Annotated in this window: 16 protein-coding genes; 11 read left to right on the forward strand and 5 right to left on the reverse strand. The window is 56.2% G+C overall.

Features of this window, described 5'->3' with window-relative positions:
• Positions 1–823 precede the first annotated feature (823 nt).
• From ACQY1J_RS21930 to ACQY1J_RS21965, 8 genes are all read left to right on the forward strand, one after another.
• Positions 824–1519 (forward strand): response regulator transcription factor, encoded by a 696-nt coding sequence (locus ACQY1J_RS21930; protein ID WP_184655745.1) that lies wholly within the window; start codon positions 824–826, stop codon positions 1517–1519.
• Positions 1520–1547: 28 nt separating this feature from the next.
• A complete protein-coding gene (locus ACQY1J_RS21935) occupies positions 1548–2795 on the forward strand; it encodes a sensor histidine kinase (protein WP_430252371.1) in 1248 nt (415 codons plus the stop codon).
• Positions 2796–2858: 63 nt separating this feature from the next.
• On the forward strand, positions 2859–3704 hold the full coding sequence (locus tag ACQY1J_RS21940; RefSeq protein WP_430252373.1) for an undecaprenyl-diphosphate phosphatase: 846 nt from the start codon (positions 2859–2861) through the stop codon (positions 3702–3704).
• 209 nt (positions 3705–3913) lie between these two features.
• Positions 3914–5560: a TerC family protein gene (locus tag ACQY1J_RS21945; RefSeq protein WP_430252375.1), complete on the forward strand. Its 1647-nt coding sequence runs from the start codon at positions 3914–3916 to the stop codon at positions 5558–5560.
• Complete coding sequence (locus ACQY1J_RS21950; RefSeq protein ID WP_430252377.1) at positions 5557–6150, forward strand: hypothetical protein; 594 nt, start codon at positions 5557–5559, stop codon at positions 6148–6150. Before ACQY1J_RS21945 ends, ACQY1J_RS21950 begins: the two co-directional genes overlap by 4 nt.
• A 47-nt stretch (positions 6151–6197) precedes the next feature.
• Positions 6198–6956: a YrbL family protein gene (locus ACQY1J_RS21955; RefSeq protein ID WP_430252379.1), complete on the forward strand. Its 759-nt coding sequence runs from the start codon at positions 6198–6200 to the stop codon at positions 6954–6956.
• Positions 6957–7143: 187 nt separating this feature from the next.
• Positions 7144–7821, forward strand: coding sequence for a ferritin-like domain-containing protein (locus tag ACQY1J_RS21960; protein WP_430252381.1), 678 nt, complete (start codon positions 7144–7146; stop codon positions 7819–7821).
• Between the two features lie 1101 nt (positions 7822–8922).
• Entirely contained in the window at positions 8923–9303 is a 381-nt protein-coding gene (locus ACQY1J_RS21965; RefSeq protein WP_430252489.1) for a hypothetical protein, read from the forward strand.
• A gap of 154 nt (positions 9304–9457) precedes the next feature.
• Here ACQY1J_RS21965 and ACQY1J_RS21970 read toward each other — a convergent pair whose 3' ends face one another.
• The 3 genes from ACQY1J_RS21970 to ACQY1J_RS21980 form a co-directional block, all read right to left on the reverse strand.
• Positions 9458–9928 (reverse strand): ProQ/FINO family protein, encoded by a 471-nt coding sequence (locus ACQY1J_RS21970; RefSeq protein ID WP_430252383.1) that lies wholly within the window; start codon positions 9926–9928, stop codon positions 9458–9460.
• Positions 9929–10267: 339 nt separating this feature from the next.
• Positions 10268–10504 (reverse strand): DUF6118 family protein, encoded by a 237-nt coding sequence (locus tag ACQY1J_RS21975; protein ID WP_430252385.1) that lies wholly within the window; start codon positions 10502–10504, stop codon positions 10268–10270.
• Positions 10437–10667: a DUF6118 family protein gene (locus ACQY1J_RS21980; RefSeq protein WP_430252387.1), complete on the reverse strand. Its 231-nt coding sequence runs from the start codon at positions 10665–10667 to the stop codon at positions 10437–10439. Before ACQY1J_RS21980 ends, ACQY1J_RS21975 begins: the two co-directional genes overlap by 68 nt.
• A gap of 233 nt (positions 10668–10900) precedes the next feature.
• Between ACQY1J_RS21980 and ACQY1J_RS21985 the strand changes: the two genes are divergently transcribed.
• Positions 10901–13255 (forward strand): bifunctional diguanylate cyclase/phosphodiesterase, encoded by a 2355-nt coding sequence (locus tag ACQY1J_RS21985; RefSeq protein ID WP_430252389.1) that lies wholly within the window; start codon positions 10901–10903, stop codon positions 13253–13255.
• A 909-nt stretch (positions 13256–14164) separates the two neighbouring features.
• Here ACQY1J_RS21985 and ACQY1J_RS21990 read toward each other — a convergent pair.
• A complete protein-coding gene (locus ACQY1J_RS21990) occupies positions 14165–14626 on the reverse strand; it encodes a methyl-accepting chemotaxis protein (RefSeq protein WP_430252491.1) in 462 nt (153 codons plus the stop codon).
• 259 nt (positions 14627–14885) lie between these two features.
• Here ACQY1J_RS21990 and ACQY1J_RS21995 point away from each other — a divergent pair, with 259 nt between their 5' ends.
• Complete coding sequence (locus ACQY1J_RS21995) at positions 14886–17150, forward strand: methyl-accepting chemotaxis protein (protein WP_430252391.1); 2265 nt, start codon at positions 14886–14888, stop codon at positions 17148–17150.
• A gap of 365 nt (positions 17151–17515) precedes the next feature.
• On the opposite strand, the gene ACQY1J_RS22000 is transcribed toward ACQY1J_RS21995, so the two are convergent.
• The gene (locus ACQY1J_RS22000; RefSeq protein WP_430252393.1) at positions 17516–19063 is read right to left on the reverse strand and encodes a hypothetical protein; all 1548 of its coding nucleotides are present in this window, start codon (positions 19061–19063) and stop codon (positions 17516–17518) included.
• A 201-nt stretch (positions 19064–19264) separates the two neighbouring features.
• Between ACQY1J_RS22000 and ACQY1J_RS22005 the strand changes: the two genes are divergently transcribed.
• Positions 19265–20293, forward strand: a complete 1029-nt coding sequence (locus ACQY1J_RS22005) for a hypothetical protein (RefSeq protein WP_430252395.1) — start codon at positions 19265–19267, stop codon at positions 20291–20293.
• Positions 20294–20530 lie beyond the last annotated feature (237 nt).

Consider the following 20530-nt stretch of genomic DNA (forward strand, 5'->3'; position numbering starts at 1 on the left):
ACAAGAAAGTTCGAGGCTTCCAACACCGAGTAGATCGCGGCAAGGGGAAGCACGCCGCGAAGGAAGTCGCAGCGCGCTTAAATCCCGACATCGGTACTATGATGCAGGGCAGCGCCGCTCTTCAAAATTAACCACAGGCTATTAGGATAGCCCGCTGAAACGAAAAGTGTTACGCGTCATTGGCTCGCCGCGGTACGCGGGAAGGTATCATCTAAAAATGTGTCCACTACCTGGATCCGTAGCCGCACAAGCGACGCAATGTCTCTTTTAGGTATCGGTTCGGATCTTACTTTCTCGTTGATCGGATGTTCAAAAGGGCTGGAATGTCCGTTCCCTAACCGGCTCAGAGATCAAGCGTATACCTAGTTGATCAGAAAATCAGCTTCAGAAAAAGTACGACGACAATCAACCCGATAAGAAAGATTGCGCCAACCGTGCCACCGATAAATTTCAACATTCCGATCTCTTTCTTCTGTGACTCCCGCTGACCGTCAGCAAGACGAAATCGGAACGCCCGTATCGGATCTCAGTTCCTGAAAATGTTCCTCCCAGATCGTGTCTTTTGATGCCGCTGTCAGCGTGCTGTCAGGTTCGCCGCCGCTGCGGAGATCGTGCACGACTTAGCGTTGGATCATATGCTACTGTTAGTCTTGCGGTTGCTTCAACAACTGTCGTAGGATGGCCAGATCCCCGACCAGAACTGAAGCCGTTGAACCATCCGTCGACCGTCGGTACTAACCCTTGCTGTTGACCTCCTCACGCCCGGGTGTATGCGTAGCGACGGCCCGTGGAAAGACCTCGCGGGTTGGGAGAGAGTGCGCGCATGAAACTGCTTCTAGTCGAAGACCATCTTTCGCTTGCAGAGATGCTCATGGACCAGTTCAGCCGTGCTGGTTACACGGTCGATGCCGTGCGCACTGGCGACCAAGCTCTGCTCTTGGTCGAGGCGAACGATTACGACGCCATGTTGCTGGACCTGGGGCTGCCCGGACAAGATGGGATGTCTGTTCTGAGGACTGTCCGATCCTCGGGTAGGAAAAGGCTTCCGATCATTGTACTGACCGCGCGCGATGACATCCGCAACCGGATCGATGGACTCGACGCCGGCGCAGACGACTATGTGACGAAACCGTTCGACTGGGGCGAGCTTGAGGCCCGCGTCCGGGCAGTGCTTCGACGTCCATCGGAGCTCGCACCGGAGCTGTTCGAGTTCGGCAACGTGTCGATTGCACCCGCACGCATGGAAGTGCAGGTAGGCGGCCGGCCGCTTGCGCTTGCAAGACGCGAGCTTGCACTCCTCGATGAACTCCTGCGAGCGGCGCCTCGGATCCTGGTGCGGGACAGGCTTGAGGACAGACTCTACACAATGAACGAAGCGGTCACGCCGAATGCGATCGAGGCGATCGCTTCGAGGCTGCGAAAGAGCCTAGCCGCGGCGGATGCTGATATTAGGATCGCCACCGTACGAGGTGTGGGTTACAGGCTAGTCGAAAGTAAGTCCAGTGATGACGTGGACTAGGAGCGTTAGGGGTAGGCTGGTCGCGGTGATGCTGATCGTCTTCGCGCTCGGCATCGGAAACGTCGTCATCTATCTGCTCGACCTTGACCGTGACCTTCGCGAGCACGTCTTCCGGGAGCAGGTCGCGATTATCCTTGCAACAGTTCCTCTTTCGGACGACGGGAGAAACCTCGGTCTTCTGCCGCACCGCTTCTCGCAATCGGACTGGCGCTACTCACTCTACAGAGCCGAAGGCGAACTTGTTGCAACGTCGCCTCCGGGATTGCCGCCCCTACCCTTCGTACCTGCGGGCGGCTCGGATCTCGAATTGAGACAGCCTGTGATGGCCGAAGAAGTGGGGCCCGACCGTGTACTTGTCATGTCACGCAATGACTGGGACGAGTGCGAAGAACTCTGCCAGATCTTTAGAGAGCGCCTCGCCAGTAGCACACTTCTGCTCTCGGGGCTCGCCTGCATCTCCCTTGTCTCTATGTACCTTCTAGCAGGCTGGATGCTTCGAAGCGTTCAACGCGCGGCCGAGCTCGGGAGCTTGATCGGCGTCCGACACCCTGATCGCCGCATTCCCCTGGAAGAGCTGCCTACCGAAATAGTCCCACTCGCAAGGTCTGCAAACGAAGCTATGGACCGACTGGCGACCGCCTATCATGCCGAACGACGCTTCACATCCGATGCAGCACACGAGTTGCGCACGCCGCTTGCAGTGCTTGGTCTGAGGCTGCAGAAGGCACGACAGGAAGGAGCGGTTGAATGGGACGTTCTTGACAGGGACATGCTGCAGATGAAGCGTCTGGTCGATCAGCTTCTTGCACTTGCGCGAGCGGATTCCGAAGCAATGCCTTCAGATACCGGACATTCGCGCCTCTCCCGTGTAATCCGGGAGACCGTCGCCGATATTCTGCCCCTCTATGAGGCGGCCGGCCGGAGCATCCAGGTCGAATTGGAGGACGAAGTCTACTTTAAAACAGGTGCTGAGCCCGCAAGACATGTACTGCGCAATATTCTGGAGAATGCCCTTTACCACGGATCGGGAGCCGTAACGGTAAGATTGCTGCATGGTCCCAGCGGTACTTATGTCGATGTGGCTGATGAGGGCCCGCCACGAGACCCCAACGAGTTCGAAGAAATGTTTCAGCGTTTCCGCAAAGGGCGACAGAGCGAGAGCGGCTCTGGTCTTGGGCTTGCGATCGTCCGTCGGACAATGGAGAATATCGGCGGCAGCGCCTGCATCCTCTCGGCACAAAACTTCACCGTCAGACTAACTTTCCCCCCTGCTTGATCCCATCAGGCACCTGTCAGCTTAGGCTGCTACTCCCGCGGCGCAATCGCTGCTGGAGTTATAATGGAATTTTGGGAAGCAATCGTTCTGGGTATCGTGCAGGGACTGACTGAATTCCTGCCCGTATCCTCAAGCGCTCACCTGCGCCTGCTCGGCGAGCTGTTGCCATCGGGGACCGATCCCGGATCTTCGTTTACAGCGATTACCCAGATCGGAACCGAGCTTGCCGTTCTCAGCTACTTTCGCAACGATCTGTGGCGGATTGCGACCGCGTGGCTTTCGCATATGCTCCGTCGAATGCCGGCGGATGAAAATGCCCGGCTCGGATGGCACATAATCATTGGATCGGTCCCGATCGTCATTCTCGGTTTGCTCTTCCAGTCGGCGATCGAGACAACCTTGCGCAATCTTTATGTGACTGCGTTCATGCTGATAGCCTTCGGCATCGTTCTGGGTGCCGCTGACCGGATGGGGCCGAAGCAGAAGAGCCTGAGAACGCTCACATGGCGAGGCGGTCTAGTTCTCGGGTTCGCTCAGGCGCTGGCACTCATCCCCGGCGTGTCACGTTCGGGCGGCACGATCAGCGCCGGGTTGTTGTTGGGGCTCACTCGCGAGGCGGCAGCGCGCTACTCGTTCCTTCTCGCCGTTCCCGCCGTGTTCGGATCAGGCTTCTACCAACTAATAAATTCCTTGAAAGATGTGCAGGTCGTGGGGCATGCTGAGACAGCGGTCGCGACGATTGCTGCCTTCGTCGTCGGCTACGCCGTAATCGTCGCATTCCTGAAGATTGCCTCCACCCGCTCCTTCTCACCCTTCGTCTACTACCGGATCGCGCTGGGTATTTTCATCATACTGCTGCTCCAAGCGCGTGTAATTTCATCCGATGGCTTGCCGATGCTGATGTACTAGCCTCTAGTGCTGGCCGCTATCTCAAGACTTATCAGACTGTTGTCAGGTTACTATGCCAAAAGGCGCGGTTGCCAGCAAAGCGGCCTGACACCAAGACCGCTGTTGGTAACGTTCGACGCTCTTGAGCTAGCTCCCTTCGGGAGTCTCAAAGGCATATTTAGAACGACCGCAGAAGGATTGGCTAGCCTGCTAGGCAGCTGTAAAGCAGAATGATTTTCGAATGGATGTCCGACCCCGCTGCCTGGGCGGGTCTTGCTACCCTGATCGTTCTCGAGATTGTTCTCGGCATCGATAACCTAGTCTTCATAGCAATCCTCGCCGACAAGTTGCCGCAACATCAGCGTGAGCGAGCCCGTTTGATCGGCTTGATGCTCGCACTGGTCATGCGTCTTATTCTCCTCGCGTCGGTTGCCTGGATCGTCACGTTGACTGCGCCACTGTTTACGATCGCAGGTATTGAGATATCTGGGCGCGATCTCATTCTGCTTTTGGGCGGACTCTTCCTTCTGTTCAAGGGTACGATGGAGCTGCATGAGCGACTGGAAGGACGTTCCAGCGTTGAGGAAGGCGAGGTCAAGCACGCTGTTTTTTGGCAGGTACTGGTGCAAATCGTCGTTCTCGATGCCGTGTTCTCGCTGGACAGCGTCATTACGGCGGTGGGTATGGTTCAGCATCTATCCGTCATGATGATCGCTGTGATCGTCGCCGTCGGAATTATGTTGCTCGCGTCAAAGCCGCTTATGGCTTTTGTCACCAGGCATCCGACGGTCGTCATCCTGTGCCTTGGCTTCCTGATGATGATCGGTTTCTCGCTCGTAGTGGAGGGCCTCGGCTTCCACATTCCAAAAGGCTATCTTTATGCCGCGATCGGTTTCTCCGTCCTGATCGAGGCGTTCAACCAGATAGGCCGACGTAATCACGAGCGGTTCATGAGCACTGGTGATCTGCGGGAAAGGACTGCCAACGCTGTACTCTCACTGCTTGGGAGCCGCCGGGGAGACGTCGAGGTGGGAGAGCCCGCCGAGGTAACCGACCAGCCTGCCGGAAGTGACTTGTTCACCCCCGTCGAACACGACATGATCGAGAGCGTGCTGACGCTCGCGGATAGGCCCGCCAAGTCTGTGATGACCCCTCGTCGTGACATCGACTGGCTCGACACTGGCGATGACCAGGCTGAGCTGCGTCGTAAGGTTCTGGAATCCGGACATTCGAGGTTTCCGGTTGCCCGCGGTAGCCTCGATGACTTCATTGGGGTGGCCCTTGCTCGCGATGTTATGGGCGACCTGATCGAGAACGGAATGATCGATCTACAACGGTTGATCCGCCAACCGCTTGTCGTCCACGAGAGCGTCAGCGCGCTGCGGTTACTCGAACAGCTCAGACAGTCGCCGCTTCAGGTCGCCGTCCTTCTTGACGAGTTCGGTCAAATGGAGGGGATGGTGACACCGACAGATCTCCTTATAGCTATCGCCGGCGACTTCGCCGGCGACGACGATGACCAGCTCGTCATTGAGACAAGCGAGGACGGATCCATCCTTGTCGACGGATGGATCGACATCCGCCACGTATCTCGACTGTTGGAAACCGACCTGGTCGACGACGCCGATAGATATTCGACATTGGCAGGATTTCTTCTGTGGCGGATCGGGCACCTGCCTTACGCAGGAGAGCAAGTCCCCTATGGTAATCTCGTCTACGAGATCCATAGCCTAGAGGGTCGCAACATCGACAAGGTTAGAATTTGCAGGGCTGATGCCGTCACTCCCGCGCAGGGGAACGAAGGCTCATCACGTGTGCCAATCGCTGAGCAGCTTGGGCTCGGTCACAGAACGAGCACTGGAGAAAATCCAACATGAAGTTCTTTTTGAAGCTCGTATTAACGACCGCGGCGTTGCAGCTCGAGCCGGCTTACGCCCGTGCAGACCTGCTGGAGATGCCTCAGTCAGTCGCGTTATTCGGTGGTGCAATGGTCAATGAGGACATGTTTGCAGCTGCTGATTTTGTCGGTGCAAACTACGAAAGCAACACGCTGCTCGGTCTCGGCTACCAGGTATTCCCATATCAGATCGGGGCGTTCAACCTTGGGCTTGAGGCCGGGCTCGCAGGTAGGTTCGGGCGGAATGCGAGCGGCGAGGTGTGGGGCGGCGCAGTCGGACGATATGACGCTCTAGGACTCGGTTCCGTACGTATCTCACCGTCGTTCACATTTGGCCTCAGCCACGTCACCCAAAGCCAGAAGGGCCGAGAACGGGATCATGAGCAAAAACGTGATGGTGACGCTCGAACGCTTTTCTACCTTGCGCCCGAGGTAAGCTTTGCACGCGATACGGCGCCGGATACGGAAGTGTTCTGGCGACTTCACCATCGCTCCGGTGCGTGGGGCACGCTTGGCGATATGCACGGAGGCTCGAATGCAAACGTCATAGGTGTGCGTAGCAGGTTCTAGCACACGAGACGGCTCCCAAGCGATACCTTCTACCGGATATTCACTCCATGTCTCAAATCGTTGAAAACTATAGGGCCGTGCATCGGCTCACACATTATCCTGCAATTGAAATATTGGAGCAACCTGTTGCGTCTGGTAGCACACGTGACGTTTTCCGACACCCAACGGATCGAAGTCTGCTGATCAAGGTCAACAAAGCCGCTCCATCTCCTCGACGCTTCTTTCGACGCTGGAGCGTACTGAAGGCGGTTCGACGCGTATACAAAAACGTTGTCCCACTGCGCAGAGAACTGGGCGAGTATAGTCGGATGAAGGCCTATGAGGCAGAAACCAAGCGACATCTGCAGCGGTTCTCCCACTTGGTAATGACCGATCGTGGGGTGGGACTCGTCGTGCGAGCTTCGCGCCGTCTAGATGGTACTTTGGCGCTCACTTTACGAAAGATAATCCAGCTAGGGATCTACGACAAGGCGATCGACACGCGGATGCGGGAGTTCCTCGATTGGTATGAAAAGAGTGGTATAGTGGCCGCAGACGTGCACCTCGATAACATTGTCTTCGATGAGACGCTCGATAGCATAGTGCTTATTGACGGTATCGGCGACAAAACCTTCATCCCACTCCGGGCATGGTTTCCGATCGTCAACAAACTTTACAAGCGAAGCCGTGCTCGCAAGATCAGGGACGAGATAGCATACCGTTTCATGGACGTGACTTTGCGCAAGGACGCGCTTCGGATCCTACTCTGGATCGTCGGTGTTTCTCTCGGTATTGACCTTATCGATGGTCAGTTGATTGACGGTTGAAGTGCCGGCATTCAGATGACACTTCCTGCGCTAAAGCGCCTGATTTTCATTTCTGCGGCATAGCTGTCAAAGGTCTCGAAGACTCCAACTCTTGCAAGCGTGCGCGGTGAAAAAACTCTTCGGAACCTTGGCTTGCCGCACTTGTTATTCGCAGCCTAGTCAAGGGCATCATTAGGGAGAGAACACAATGGCTACTGCCGAAAAGTCCACAAAGGCCGACAAAGCCTTGAAGACTGCTGCTACGAAAACCGCACGTGCCTCCGGAACCAAGGGCACTCCCGCAACTAGTGAAGCACGAAAGAAACGTGCGGAGGCGGTGGCAACCAAGTCAGCCGCTCGTACGGCCGCAAGCGTCTCTGCGAAGGACGCCAAGAGTCTTTCAGACCTGTTCGAGCATGCGCTCGGCGACATCTACTATGCTGAGAAGAAGATCTACAAATCTCTGCCAAAAATGATCAAAGCAGCCGACCACCCTGAGCTGGTTCAGGCTCTGACCTCGCATCGTGAGGAAACCGCGGGCCAGATCGAGAAACTAGAAGCGATTTTTGGGCTTCTCGGCAAGCGAGCCAAAGCTGAAAAGTGCGATGCCATCGATGGCATCCTCGAAGAAAGCGAAAGCCTACTCGAAGACTTCGGCTCGAGCGTCGCAGCTGACGCAGCGATAATATTCAGCTGCCAAGCGATCGAGCACTATGAGATCACGCGATATGGCTCGATGCGTGCCTTCGCAGAGGCCTTAGGTATGGATGAAGCCAAGCAGCTTATTGAAGAAATCCTTGCTGAGGAGAAGGGCGCTGATGCGGGCCTCACGGAGCTTGCGGAGGAGTCGGTGAACGCCGCCGCAGCCGAGTACGACGACGACTAATTGTTTATTAGGATATAAATGGGCAGGTCGCGCTGAATGCCGATCAGCCCATTCGATTTACTTACGCCGAATGAAGCCTTTCGTGTATCGTTGAAGGCAGAACGTGGGCTAGAAGCGATAGCAGAAAGTTGAACTCTGCTACGTACACTTCACTCTGCAAAAGGCCAACGACATCTCGGGTTTACCCTAAGACGTAGAACGGTTGTTTTAGGCGGGAGCTTGGCCTTGCGCAGATGCTAGTGAAGATAGGGACTAATACGCCCCCACGCTCAATACCTGCCTGTTCCTAATGCTGGAAAAAACAATCGCTTCTTGTAGCTTGGCCGTCGGCTGGAAATTTAAGCCGTCGCCGCTTGAGAACGCAGCCAGGCACGCACGCGGCTGCGTTGATACATCTGGCAAAACGGTGATCACCAGCGGAACGCGCCTCGTTGTCGTGCGTGAACGGGGGTGACCTGAAGCGAAATGCCACAAAAGCATCTTCGCATTGTAAAGCTTCGACCTCTTAACTCCCAGTTGGTTGATTCAATCTTGAAAGACATGTGAGCGGTGTCAGTGGTTAGAAGCCAGCCTTTATATCCCCTGTGACCATCCTGCGGTAAGTTACCGTACCGTTTAGTGCAGGCAATTGATGATGGAGACAGCGGAAGGTCTCCGAAGGACACTATGATTTTTCGGTCGATCAGCCACTGCTGCAGAATAGGTATCGCTAAGTCTGCCGTACGCAAGATCGCTCCCGCGTTCCAAGACGACAAGGTAGCCGCTTATGGCATTTCGTACCAACCTTGGAACGACCGGTATGCCATGCTAGATCGTCGCAAAAATCAGTCGCGCGAACAGACTTTCGGTCGCCGCGGAAATTCTAAGTTTCGCGACACCAACTTCGTACCAACATCCGACTCAACGTCCGGCGGTCGGCTCGGCTGTATCCTTCTTTGATGTTCAAGCCAAAAACTTAGCTATCTGCTTCCTCCGTCCGTGAGTATGGAGATGACAAGTTGCTAAGGTCTGGTTCAGACTAAATCTGACACGGTGATGAGAATGGACGGTTCGTTTTTAACCGGCTGCGATGGAACGCATAGAGGACACCTGGGTCGCAATATGGGGCTGGTATTGCCAAGAACGTTGCTCCTGGCCAGTTGCATCTCACTCGCAGCAGCCGTCTCAACTGTCGTAGCCGACCAACCCAGCAGCCTTGGTCAAACGATCGCTGTCGGAGGGCCGCATGTGCGAGCCGACCAGGTCGTTGAAGATAGCCGTTGCCAGATCGAGCACTGCGTGTGGGAGGGCCAGTTCATACTGCGGGCGACCGTGTCGGGCGGCAACTGGATCAAGCAGGTTGATTTGACTCTAGGCAAGCCAGTTCCCGTCGCGGATGGCATGCTGACACTGACGACGGTCACGCCCGACGTGTCGTCACGCAGACGAGGTGACGACGTGGTACCGTATCGGTTTACGTTCCTGTTCCAGGGTGGCTTGTAGCGCCGACCACCGTTGCAACGTATCCTTCTGAATCAAACGCAGAGGTTAGCCCTGTAGGCCCGCTCTCTCATAAAGGGCTGTAGGGCCGAAGGGGCGGTTTTGAGGCACTGGTCACGCTGCAAAAACTACAGCCACGATGCGCTATCTGATTTCGTCAGCAACCGCCGCCATTGCGGGAGCGTCCAGCCTGCCGCTGCTGCCGCGAACGCTCCTGCCGCTGCTGCTGACCGTTGGTGAACATTTGCCAAGCGCGAAGACGGTCCATCTGGTCGATCGGCTCTATCGGCGTACCGTTCCCATCGTGGTGATAGGCACCGGGCTGAGATGCTGCGATCAAGTACACCGAGCTTCGGACATAGCGTCGTAGAGCTGATAGAAGGGTGGAGGTAGAGATGTTCGGCTTCATCCAGCGTTCCATCTCAAAGCGGATTCCGATCGTAAGAGGACGAACTTCGTCCCCCACGGCGCATGGAAGCACGGTGAGAGGCTTGGTCAGGAGATCGTTGATAGCAGTCGCCGCTTTCAGTCCATAAGGGTCGACCTTGATGAGCTCCAGCGAGCTTTCCGAAGGTTTGAGTGAGACGTTCTCGTCCTGCGCTGCAGGCTCATTTCGATCGATGGTCATTCGTCACCCCACATCTCGTCTGCGTTGAGCTCACGATTGCTCGGCGCACATGTCTCTAGCAAGCAACAAGGAAACGACTAGCCTAAACGGCGGCTGGCTTCGAGTGACTTTGCTCATGGCGGATCCCCTCGCCCCTTCTCCACCGCAGGCAGGACCACGCACATCGTTGCTCCTTCCCGCTTTTAAACATTTCAGCGATGTAGTCGTCGATAACTTTGCGATTGGTCTCATAGATCCAGCCACCCCTGGAAACAGCCTCCGCAGACGATGGGTCGGCCGAATAGATAAGAGCATGACCCGCATCGATACGGTTTTGACCCATGACCAATGCAGACGTGGCTACTGGCGGCAACCGGCAAGAAGCGCGGCAAAGGCCAAGAGAACGAACACACCCACTATCACACCGCAGCCAGCAGCTACCCAAACTCGAACAGCCTGTTGCCTCCGCGTCAGCGCACCCCGAGTATGCTCCGCCCGCTCCCGCGCCGCCCGCTGGAAGTCACGACTTTCATTCTGGAACTGATGTGCCGCGGTACGAACAAGCCCCTCGCCTCCCCCGCTCCAGCACCCGGGCATAATGCTCTGGACCTTGTTTGAGGATGGGAGACTGCTCGATCCCCGCTAGCCGCTCGCTCATGCCGGCAACCTCCTGGCTCATGCGCCCTATGTCGCCGCTGTAGTTGATCGGTACGCCGCGTTGAACGAGATGATCAAGCGCATGTTTATGCGGCGATTCCATTCACTTGTTGACACCCGCTCGTATCCTAAGTTCAAAGCTTGTGGGCTCAAAACTGTTAAAGCCTCCGAGCTGAGAGGATGCTCTTGTTTCTTCCATGCCCGCTGGCAGAACATCGATCGATGGCTTAATTCAGATTGATTAACTGCTTCTTGTGGAACATCTACCGAAGCTCATAAACGACTGCAAAATGTTAAGTTGCAGGAAGTAGGCTGGCACGATCTGAGGGTCAAAAAGTGCAATACGTCTATACCTGTCTGCGCGAAGCTCACGATCAAAGCCTTCTTCTATTGGCAGGCCTTGTTTGCCTTGTCGGCGTTTACGCGTCTTTTGCCGTAGCACGCCATGCGGCACGCGCAGACGAAGGCGCGAAACGAAAGTGGGCTCTGATAGCCATCATGGCAGCGGGCTGCACAGCTTGGTCAACGCATATGATTGGCCTACTCGCGTTCCAACCCGGCATGCTATCCGGGTTTGATCCAGTTTTGACGGTGCTCTCGCTCGGATTGACCATTGTAGGCATCGGCCTATCTGTAGGGAGTATTATCGGGTCACGCAGTCGTCCGCGGCGCCTGATCGCCGGCGTGTTCCTCGGAATAAGCATTACCCTTCTCCACTATCTCGGCCAGTATTCCTACGTCGTGACCGGCCACGTGAGATGGAACTACGGCTTGATAGCTTGGTCGCTTATCCTATCGATACCTCTCTTCGGTGCAGCGTTGGTCGGGGCCGGCGAGCGAAGACCGGCTTTCCGAAACTGGGCGAGCTTGCTACTGATTGCAGGCATCAGCATCCTTCATTTCTTCGGCATGGCTGCACTGCAGCTTGAGTTTGACCCGCGGATCGAACTGCCATCATCTGCCCTATCGCCTGAAATCGTTGCGCCTGTCGTCGCGACAGTCAGCGCAGGACTGGTGTTGCTCGCTCTTGTCGGCGTCCGTCTTGCGATAGCGGCAAAGGCTCAATTGGCGCGTGATCGCAAGAAGCTCCGCCAACTCGCTGATCTCGCCGTAGAAGGTCTGGCGATCTGCGATGGCGAAACGATCGACGCAGTCAACGCCAGCCTCGCGCGACTAGCTGGCTGTACGAGCGAGAGTTTGGCGCGAAAGGCTTTGTCCACTCTCCTTCCAAACGTTGATATAAGCGCTATCCCGGAGCACGAAGAGGAAGATGCCGAACTGCTGACAACATCAGGCCAGCTGATCCCCGTGCGCGTCCTGTGGAAGTCGGTCAGCGTCGGAAGCCGGCAGCAGACCGTGATCGCAGTGCGCGATCAAAGTGAGCGTATCCGCAACGAACACAAGATTCGATCGCTTGCCTACTCCGACACTCTAACAGGTCTATCCAACAGGCTTCAGTTCAACGAGGCGTTAGCCTCTCGGTGCACCGAAGCAGCCATGTCTGGGGCAGGCTTTGCGTTATTTTTCCTGGACCTAGACCGGTTCAAGACAGTCAATGACACGCTTGGACATATGGTCGGGGACGAACTTCTCGTACGTGTCTCGAAACGGCTGTCAGCGCGGCGAGCCAGTGCGTCATTGATCGCCAGGTTGGGCGGAGACGAGTTCGCGTTGATTATCGATGATAAAGGCTCGGTCGCAGAGATTGCCGTTGTTATTATCGAAGTCCTCAGCAAACCATTCCTCATCGATGGATCGGTTATCGATATCGCAGGAAGCATTGGCATTTCGATGTTTCCCGAAGACGGCGGTGACCCTTCAACTGTGACGCGCCATGCAGATCTTGCACTTTACGCCGCCAAACACGCAGGGGGAAGCACGTACCGTTTCTACGAACAAAGCATGAGCGTGACTGCCGAACATCGTAGGTTGCTAGAGATTGATTTACGTCGCGCACTGTCGCGGGACGAATTCGAAGTCCATTACCAGCCACAAGTGGATCCCAAAACGGGCAAGGTACAAGGTGCCGAAGCTCTCGCGCGATGGCGGCATCCCACACGCGGTATGATACCGCCTGCTAAGTTTATTCCGGTTGCCGAAGAGATAGGCCTGATAGGAGATATAGGAACATGGATACTGCGCGCTGCATGCGTTGAAGCCTCTACATGGCCGCATGACATCACCGTCGCGGTAAACTTGTCGTCCGTTCAGTTGCGCGATACGTCTCTTCCGTTGACTGTCTTGTCAGCGCTGGAGGCCAGCGGTTTGCCTGCCTCTCGACTAGAGCTTGAGATCACTGAAAGCGCGTTGATGCAGGATGAAGCGCTCGCGTTCGAAACACTGCAAACCCTGCGAGCAATGGGCATCCGAATTTCAATGGATGATTTTGGAACGGGGTATTCGTCGCTAAACTACCTCCGTCGGTTCCCTTTCAGCAAGATTAAGATCGATCAGTCCTTCATCCGACATGCTCCCCGTGATCAGGAATGCGTCGCCATCATACAGGCCATCACGACCCTTGCCTCCAAACTTCATATGTCTGTCACTGTTGAAGGTGTTGAGACAAATGAACAACGGGCCTTCACCGTTGCTGAGGGCTGCGACCAAATACAAGGCTACCTTATTAGTCGCCCTGTCAATGGTGCGTTGTTGAGACGGTTTTTGAGAGAGCAGTCACAGGAGGCTGCATGAGATGTAGACGCACTCAAAGCTTGCTTGCTTGCAATACCGGACCCGCTTGAGATACTTTTAATGCAAAAGAATAAAAGACTACCTGCCAAAATTTAGCATACTACTTTCGGCTTAAACGCATATCGCGGCTTATTATTTTTTTGATGACCGTAGCAGGTACGGTAACCTTCAGCAAACCGCCTGAGTAACAATCTTAATGTGCTCTATCTATATTAGGAGACGGCGTCATCTTTCGATCCTTTGCGAATAATCGCCGACAGCTATGCCGGGAGTATAGTTGATACGGCCATAACATGCGGGCTGGAGCCTATACTCTTGCGCGGGACTTGCCGGTGTGCGAGCAGCGATCGCTACTATCGACCAGCACTGGAAGGCCTATCGCACAACATCGATGACGGCAGAAGATTTATCCCGTGCGATGGCAAACTAAGCCGCCACTGCCCGAACGGCCTCGAGATGACTACTCACCACGGAACGACTCCTTAAAGTACCTTGTTGCTGCGTGTGCATCGAACTACTCGTGATAACTTGTAAGCTGTCGAAGGATTTTCTGATCCCTATACGCGAATACGCATTTGATGAGTTCTTGGAAACTTAACATTTCGTTAACCGAAGCAGCGCATGAGGTACGTGCTTCAAGTTGTGAGAGACGAGAAGCGGTCGGCAGGCTCGCTTTTCTCGACAAGAGCGAGCCCGCCTCCCTCATCTGTTACGTGGTCTCTACTGCAACTGAAGGCGCCCGCTCGTCGCTCTGAAGAGTTGAAGCCTTGGACAGGTAATCACGCGTTCAACAGCGATCGAATTCACGGAAAACATTCCTTCCGGCATATTCCACACAGGACCAGCGAAAAAGCCTGCCGCGGGTAAGATCCGGTAGGCTTTTCGAGGAATGGAACGACATCGACCGAACTAGAATTCTTCCCGATGATCTGCAAGCACGGTAACGGTTGCGCTTTCCGAACGATCTGAGTTGCTACTGCGTATTGACGATACCGCAAATTGCTGTGATCCCGGCGCGCTACGCATCTGTGGTTTGGCGGCTTCAATTCTGCGCGGATTCAAGCCTCCGAGTTCGAAACGACCGATCAACTGACGCAGACGTGTGCTCTCCGTTGCAAGAGTTGCGCTTGCCGCAATTGTTTCCTCCACCATCGCTGCATTCTGCTGGGTGACCTGATCCATCTGGTTGACAGCCATGTTGACTTCCGAAAGCCCAGCAGACAGCTCGCGTGCGGAGGTTGCGATCGCATTCATGTGCTGATTGACAGCAATGATGAAGCCTTTGATTGCTTTCAAGGCTTCACCGGTCTCGCTAACTAGCTTCACACCAGTTGCAACCTCATCGGTAGAAGTCCGGATCAGATCTTTGATCTCCTTGGCGGCATGCGCAGATCGCTAAGCCAGCTCACGCAGCCGCTGGAGCGGATGGAGCCTCTGCTGGACCCCGTGAGCAATGAGTGGACGTTCCAGACCGTCGTTGAGGGCGAAAATGACGGGCGATATGCAACCACTTCTCAAGCCCGTCTCGCCACGTGAAAACCTCTCGCCAGCATATGCAATTTTACTGAATTTTGAGGCTTTTAGTGGCCTGTTCTTTTCAAACGACACATTGGGCTGAGGGGACTGAAAAATGACTGCGAACACTGTAAAGAAACCACTTTGGATTAAGATAACGGGTTACGGCTTTGCCGCAGTGCTATTCGCAAGCGCGGCGATTGGCGGCTTAGCGTGGCTTAGCCAGTCCGACATGAACAGCAAGGCACTCGAGAGTAAAGCAGCAAGCGATCTTGTTGTCATTCAAACTGACATGGCCGCCATTCAGCGTTCCGCTTCGGCACTGGCGCTAACTTTTGCCGGAGAGCCAGATATCGCCGGATACATCCGCGCAGGCGACCGTCAAAAGCTACTCGACAAGTTTTCTGCCAGCATGAAGGCCGTCAATCAGATCGGCGGCCTTCAGAACATTACGATCGCAGATGCCAAGGGCAACGTCGTCGCCAGGGCGCACGCTCCGGATAAGTTCGGAGACAACTACTTGGGCCGCCGCAAGACGGTTGCCTCAGCCATCGCGACGGGAATAGTCGCCGCTGGTATCGAACCAGGCCGCACTGGCATCGGAATGTATGCAGTCGCGCCTGTTTTCGTCGATGGCAATGTTGTCGGCGTGGTCGATGTCGGGACTGAACTCTCGAACGCCTATTTCGCACCGCTTGCTGAACGGCTCGACGCTGAAATTGCTGTCAACGTTGTCTCCGACGGCAAGCTGGTAAACCAGTCCTCCACCGAGAACGGCAAGACGCTTCTTCCCGCTGAAACTATCCAGGCTGCCTTCGACGGAAAGCCTGTGTTTGAAGCGTCGCTCCTCGACGGACGTGACATGCTGATCAAAGCCGTCCCATTCAGTTCTTTCTCAGGCGAAAAGATTGGCGTCTTTGAAATCGGGACAGATGCGACCGACATTATCGCCGAAGCTCGAGCGGCCTTGTGGACAATGGCCGGGATAACCCTGGTGACGTCGCTGATCGCGCTTGCGGTATTTTTCCTCTTTGCCCGGTCACTGGGCAACACCATCGGCCGCCTGACCGGAACGATGTCGCGGCTTGCCGCAGGCGACCTATCCGCTCAGATTGAGGGCGAGGATCGGCCCGATGAGACAGGCGCGATGGCTCGCGCTGTGCAGGTATTCAAGGACAATGCGCTCAAGACAAAGGATCTGGAGCGTCAGGCCGATGAACAACGCAACACGACCGAACAACAGCGCCGCGAAACCGCGGACGAGCAGCGTGTCCGGGCAGAAGCAATGGCTGAAGCAACTAACGGCCTGGCGACTGGCCTCAAGCATCTGGCGTCAGGTGACTTGACCTACCAACTGAACCAAGCTTTCGCATCGGACTTCGAGAGCCTGCGTGCCGACTTCAATGCAGCTGTCGAACAGCTGCGCGAGACACTTGGCTCAGTTTCTCAGGCTACAAGTTCGATCGACAGCGGGTCACGCGAAGTTAGTAACAGCGCCGATGATCTGTCGAAGCGCACTGAGCAGCAGGCGGCCTCTTTGGAGGAGACGGCAGCTGCGCTTGACCAGATCACTGTAAATGTCACGAACTCTTCCAAACGGGCGGAGGAAGCTCGTGTGGTTGCTATCCAGGCCAACCAGAGCGCTCGTCACTCGGGTGAAGTCGTTTCAAATGCCGTGCAGGCAATGGGTCGTATCGAACAATCTTCTGGTCAGATTTCCAACATCATCGGCGTCATCGACGACATTGCCTTCCAGACAAACCTTCTCGCTCTGAACGCTGGCGTCGAGGCGGCACGGGCTGGAGAAGCTGGCAAGGGCTTTGCCGTCGTCGCGCAAGAAGTGCGCGAGCTCGCCCAGCGATCGGCCAACGCGGCGAAAGAGATTAAAGATCTGATCAGCAAGTCTTCGGTCGAGGTCGGTACGGGTGTCAAGTTGGTAAAGGACACCGGCGAAGCGCTGCGTACGATTGAGGCCCATATCGTCACGATCAACCAGCACATGGACTCCATCGCCACCTCGTCAAAGGAACAGTCTGTCGGCTTGGCGGAGGTCAACACGGCCGTCAATCAGATGGACCAGGTTACCCAGCAGAATGCCGCTATGGTCGAAGAAGCAAATGCCGCGGGTGCGACGCTTGCGACTGAAGCCGGCCGCCTGCGCGAACTGATCAGCCAGTTCCAACTTGGCTCGGGCGGCACATCCGAAGCCACCAGCTCGACCGCGGCGCTACGGAACACGACATCATTGATGCGCAACTCTGGTCGCTCTATACCTGTCGCGTCACCGGCTCGCAGTATGGTCGGCAAAATTGCGCATGCGTTCAGCCACCGAGGCGGAGCGACAGCCACCGCAGCGCAAGATAACTGGGAGGAATTCTGATCGCGATACGCTGGATTGGGGGGACTGATCGTTTGATCCCGCCAATCCCCCATATGGGCTATAGCCGATAGGGAACGTTTAGCGGACTGCAACTTAACGTATGCGTTTGACCTCTGTCCAGAAGCTAGATTTGTCCTATGGCGAATCAAGTATTGGCGCGATAGCGTGCAGATGCTGTGGTTGCCCTCAAATCACTGGCCATGGTGGAGGCTCGGCGTTGGGTAGTCCCTTCCCCACAATGAGCGTCGGGCCTCCTTTAATGCAACCGCCCTCAGGCGGTTGCCGGCGGATCGATTTGATGCCAAAAGACCGCCGAATTGCTCGCTGCGCGGACATAGTGCCTCGCCCAAATCATTTCTTCTGGATTAGGGCTTGGCATCGTCAGTAGGTGCTGCGTCATCCGCGGGAGTCGCCTGGTCCGAGGGAGCAGCCTCTTCAGTGATCGGTTCGTCCGGGCCCTTGATCTGCTGACCGTTGACGTCGATAGAGCCGTCGCTGGCAACCGCTACATCCCAGTGGTGGGCGCCTTCGCGATCGGTCTTGGCAAAGCCCTTGATCATCATCATTCCGAAAGACGCCTGGGTAAGTTCCGGATTGGTTTTTCCTAGCTCCTGCACGGCCTTGATCGTCGCATCGTAGTCGCGCGCCACGATCGATGCGTTCATCATGTAGCCCTGCTGCGTATCGACACGGCCTTCCAGCTCCCCGGATACCTGGACGTCGTAGACGCTAGACTTGACGCTGACTTTCGGAAATTCAACTTTCAGAACACCGCCGGGGATCAGCTTTTCGATAGCCTGTTGCCCCGCATTTTCGCTATCATCTGTCGGTTCAAGGAAATTCGTCTTCATAAATTTGTCGCCGAGGGCAGCAAAATTCAGGCCCGGAACGCCGAACTGGATATCGAGCGCCTGCGGCAGGAAGGCTGTGTAACCGGCAGGAACCAGAACGCTGTCTACTTTCACGTCGGTCGCATCCACCGCCACGCCAATGCGCGTCGCGTTGCTTGGCCCATCGACCTTAAAATGATAGCCGAAGGACTTGGCGCCGCCGCCGCCGAGGGCGCTGGTGACGGCGAAGTTGTTGAGCCTGATGGTTTCCTCGAGCGAGGTCAGCAGCGGAAAGGCATTATCGAGCATGGCTTTGAGCCTGGTCTCGCTTTTCCTGGTAAGACGTTCCTCGTCGACGTGATCGAGCACGAAAAGAACTATCTCATTCAAGTCCTTGGCTGCGATTCCATTGACCTTGGCGTCGAAGTCAATGCTGTCTGCTGAGATATTGACCGGTGGCATTTCCTTTCCGCTGACCTGCTCCTTAAAGCTACTGAGCTTGCCGTTGGCGGCAAAATCCAGGCGGCCAGCAGTGGCGCTGTCGGCGGAGCTCAGTTTGTAATTCGTGTTGCCGAAACTGGCATTCACAACCTCGGTATCGGTGGACGAGGTAAATTTCAGTTCCTTGGCGCTAAAATCTCCGGAGCGGAAATAGCTGATGGCCGGGTCGAAAACCGAGTTAAACACCATGTCGGCAACCGAATAGGTGAAGTCCGAGCGCTTCTTGTCAGGCCCGGTGAAATGGCTGGTGACATTGAGATTGTTATTGCCTTCGAGATCCCAGAGCCCGCTGTCCTGCGGTGTGGCGAACATTTTGAAGGGTTTCAGGCCCTTGATGTCGAAATCTTCGCTCTTGATCTTTGCTAGCAGTTTCGCGAAGTCGTATACGATCTCGTAGCGTGATCCGGCCGGCGTCACCGTAACAGGCGCGCTCTTGGCAATGTCCTTGGGCAGCAGGTTATTGAGATTGTCGCGGATGACGTTGGCGCCGTCCTGGCTGATATCCGCTGCGGGCGCCGCCGTTGTCAAAGCCATAAGAATGGCGCTCGTCGCCGTGATCACTGCATGACGCATCTCAATCATTTTCCCTTGGTTGCATGAAGTCGGGCATGTGAGATTTCTGCAGCTCCCATGTCAAGCCTACAGGCTTTTGGTAGGAAAGCTTCCGGCCATACCATGCTTTTGCTGAGACGTTTGGAACGTGGACATGGGCAGCGCATATCTTCTATTCTACCTGGACCCGTTGCTGAGCGACGAGCATGAACGGAGGCAGCGATACGCTTCTTGAACCGCCTCTTGCGCCGCACACAGGCCGCACTGGTGCCGCTGACGTCCTGGCCTGACGGTCCCGTGTCGGCGGAGGTTCCATTACTTGCCGATGGCATGAACCCGATCCTGCGCCTTGCGGACCATTGGCGCTTACCGCGTCACGAAACGCGCACGGAGGTCTTGTCGCGCTGTGGCGTTCTGCCCGATCCGATCTACAAATGGCCAGCGCTCGTCATGACTGACGCCGAACCCCTACCAGGCGCACTTGCGCCTTGGACGGCAAGCGCCTTTGAGCGCATCCCACCCCAGTTCCCGATTAGCCGGTTCACCGCCCCTTCGTGGTTCGAGGACGACGCGCACGCCAACCTTCGGCGCGTCGCCGACAATCTGACGCAATCGCTGGGGCCCACGCCGGTCGGCCAGCGGTGGAACACCGTCGTCGCCGCGTGGCGGTCGGGGCTGGCTGAGGTCTCGCTGACAGCCTGGCCGCCGGAGTGGCAATCGCAAGGTCTGCAAAACCCGTCCGAGGATCGTGACCCTCGCCTCAAGACCGCCTGCCACGTGACGCTGATGACGGGCTTCCGACTGGCTCTCAGCGCGCGAGAACGAGAATGGGTGACGGGCTTCGTGCCTCTCGCATTCGAGGGGGATGTCGGGGCAGCGCGCATGGCTCAGGCTGGCCGCCTTGCGCCGGGCGAGACAGAGCTCGAATATGTGCGCGACCCAGAAGACCTGATCGAGGACCGGCAGCGGATGCTTGGGCTGTCAGCAGACGGCGAAGCGCTGATCGTGGTTTCGGATCAGCTCTTCGTCATGCCCCGCACCGACATTCTGCATCTTGAGGTCATTCGTATGACGCCGGCCAAGGGCGGGGGCGGCTCGTCGCTTTATGCCCATTGTTTCACGCATGCACCCGGCGCGGACAACCAGTCTGTGTTCATAGCGCAGCACAGCGATCCCGACGGCATGACGGCGCTTGGGCAGGAACTTGGTGAGCGGCTCGGTTGTTTGGTCGAGGTCAGCCCCTACTACCCGGACTGCTGACCAAGTACGGATGACGGCTGGGACCAGCGTCGATAAGACGGGCTGCTTTGATCAGGTGAGACAGGCGCTGTTTCAACTGGCTTCGGTTTCCTGGCTCGACCTATCTGCCTGCGCGGTTTGGTCTCTCCTCGCACCTGCAAATCCACTGCGTCCGGAGATGGGATGACGACGGTATCCGGGGGATCGGATGGCGCAGTATCACCAACGACTACGTCAGCAACGACAGTCCCTGCCCCA

Source organism: Neorhizobium sp. DAR64860/K0K1, assembly GCF_050500205.1.
Taxonomy (GTDB): Bacteria; Pseudomonadota; Alphaproteobacteria; order Rhizobiales; family Rhizobiaceae; genus Neorhizobium; species Neorhizobium soli.

Bases quoted from the DNA above. Each gene is read 5' to 3' on its own strand.
- ACQY1J_RS21940 (WP_430252373.1), top strand. From the start codon at position 2,859: ATGGAATTTTGGGAAGCAATCGTTCTGGGTATCGTGCAGGGACTGACT.
- ACQY1J_RS21975 (WP_430252385.1), bottom strand. From the start codon at position 10,504: ATGCCCGGGTGCTGGAGCGGGGGAGGCGAGGGGCTTGTTCGTACCGCG.
- ACQY1J_RS21945 (WP_430252375.1), top strand. From the start codon at position 3,914: ATGATTTTCGAATGGATGTCCGACCCCGCTGCCTGGGCGGGTCTTGCT.
- ACQY1J_RS21950 (WP_430252377.1), top strand. From the start codon at position 5,557: ATGAAGTTCTTTTTGAAGCTCGTATTAACGACCGCGGCGTTGCAGCTC.
- ACQY1J_RS21955 (WP_430252379.1), top strand. From the start codon at position 6,198: ATGTCTCAAATCGTTGAAAACTATAGGGCCGTGCATCGGCTCACACAT.
- ACQY1J_RS21935 (WP_430252371.1), top strand. From the start codon at position 1,548: ATGCTGATCGTCTTCGCGCTCGGCATCGGAAACGTCGTCATCTATCTG.
- ACQY1J_RS21930 (WP_184655745.1), top strand. From the start codon at position 824: ATGAAACTGCTTCTAGTCGAAGACCATCTTTCGCTTGCAGAGATGCTC.
- ACQY1J_RS22000 (WP_430252393.1), bottom strand. From the start codon at position 19,063: ATGATTGAGATGCGTCATGCAGTGATCACGGCGACGAGCGCCATTCTT.
- ACQY1J_RS21960 (WP_430252381.1), top strand. From the start codon at position 7,144: ATGGCTACTGCCGAAAAGTCCACAAAGGCCGACAAAGCCTTGAAGACT.
- ACQY1J_RS21965 (WP_430252489.1), top strand. From the start codon at position 8,923: ATGGGGCTGGTATTGCCAAGAACGTTGCTCCTGGCCAGTTGCATCTCA.
- ACQY1J_RS21995 (WP_430252391.1), top strand. From the start codon at position 14,886: ATGACTGCGAACACTGTAAAGAAACCACTTTGGATTAAGATAACGGGT.
- ACQY1J_RS21980 (WP_430252387.1), bottom strand. From the start codon at position 10,667: ATGGAATCGCCGCATAAACATGCGCTTGATCATCTCGTTCAACGCGGC.
- ACQY1J_RS21970 (WP_430252383.1), bottom strand. From the start codon at position 9,928: ATGACCATCGATCGAAATGAGCCTGCAGCGCAGGACGAGAACGTCTCA.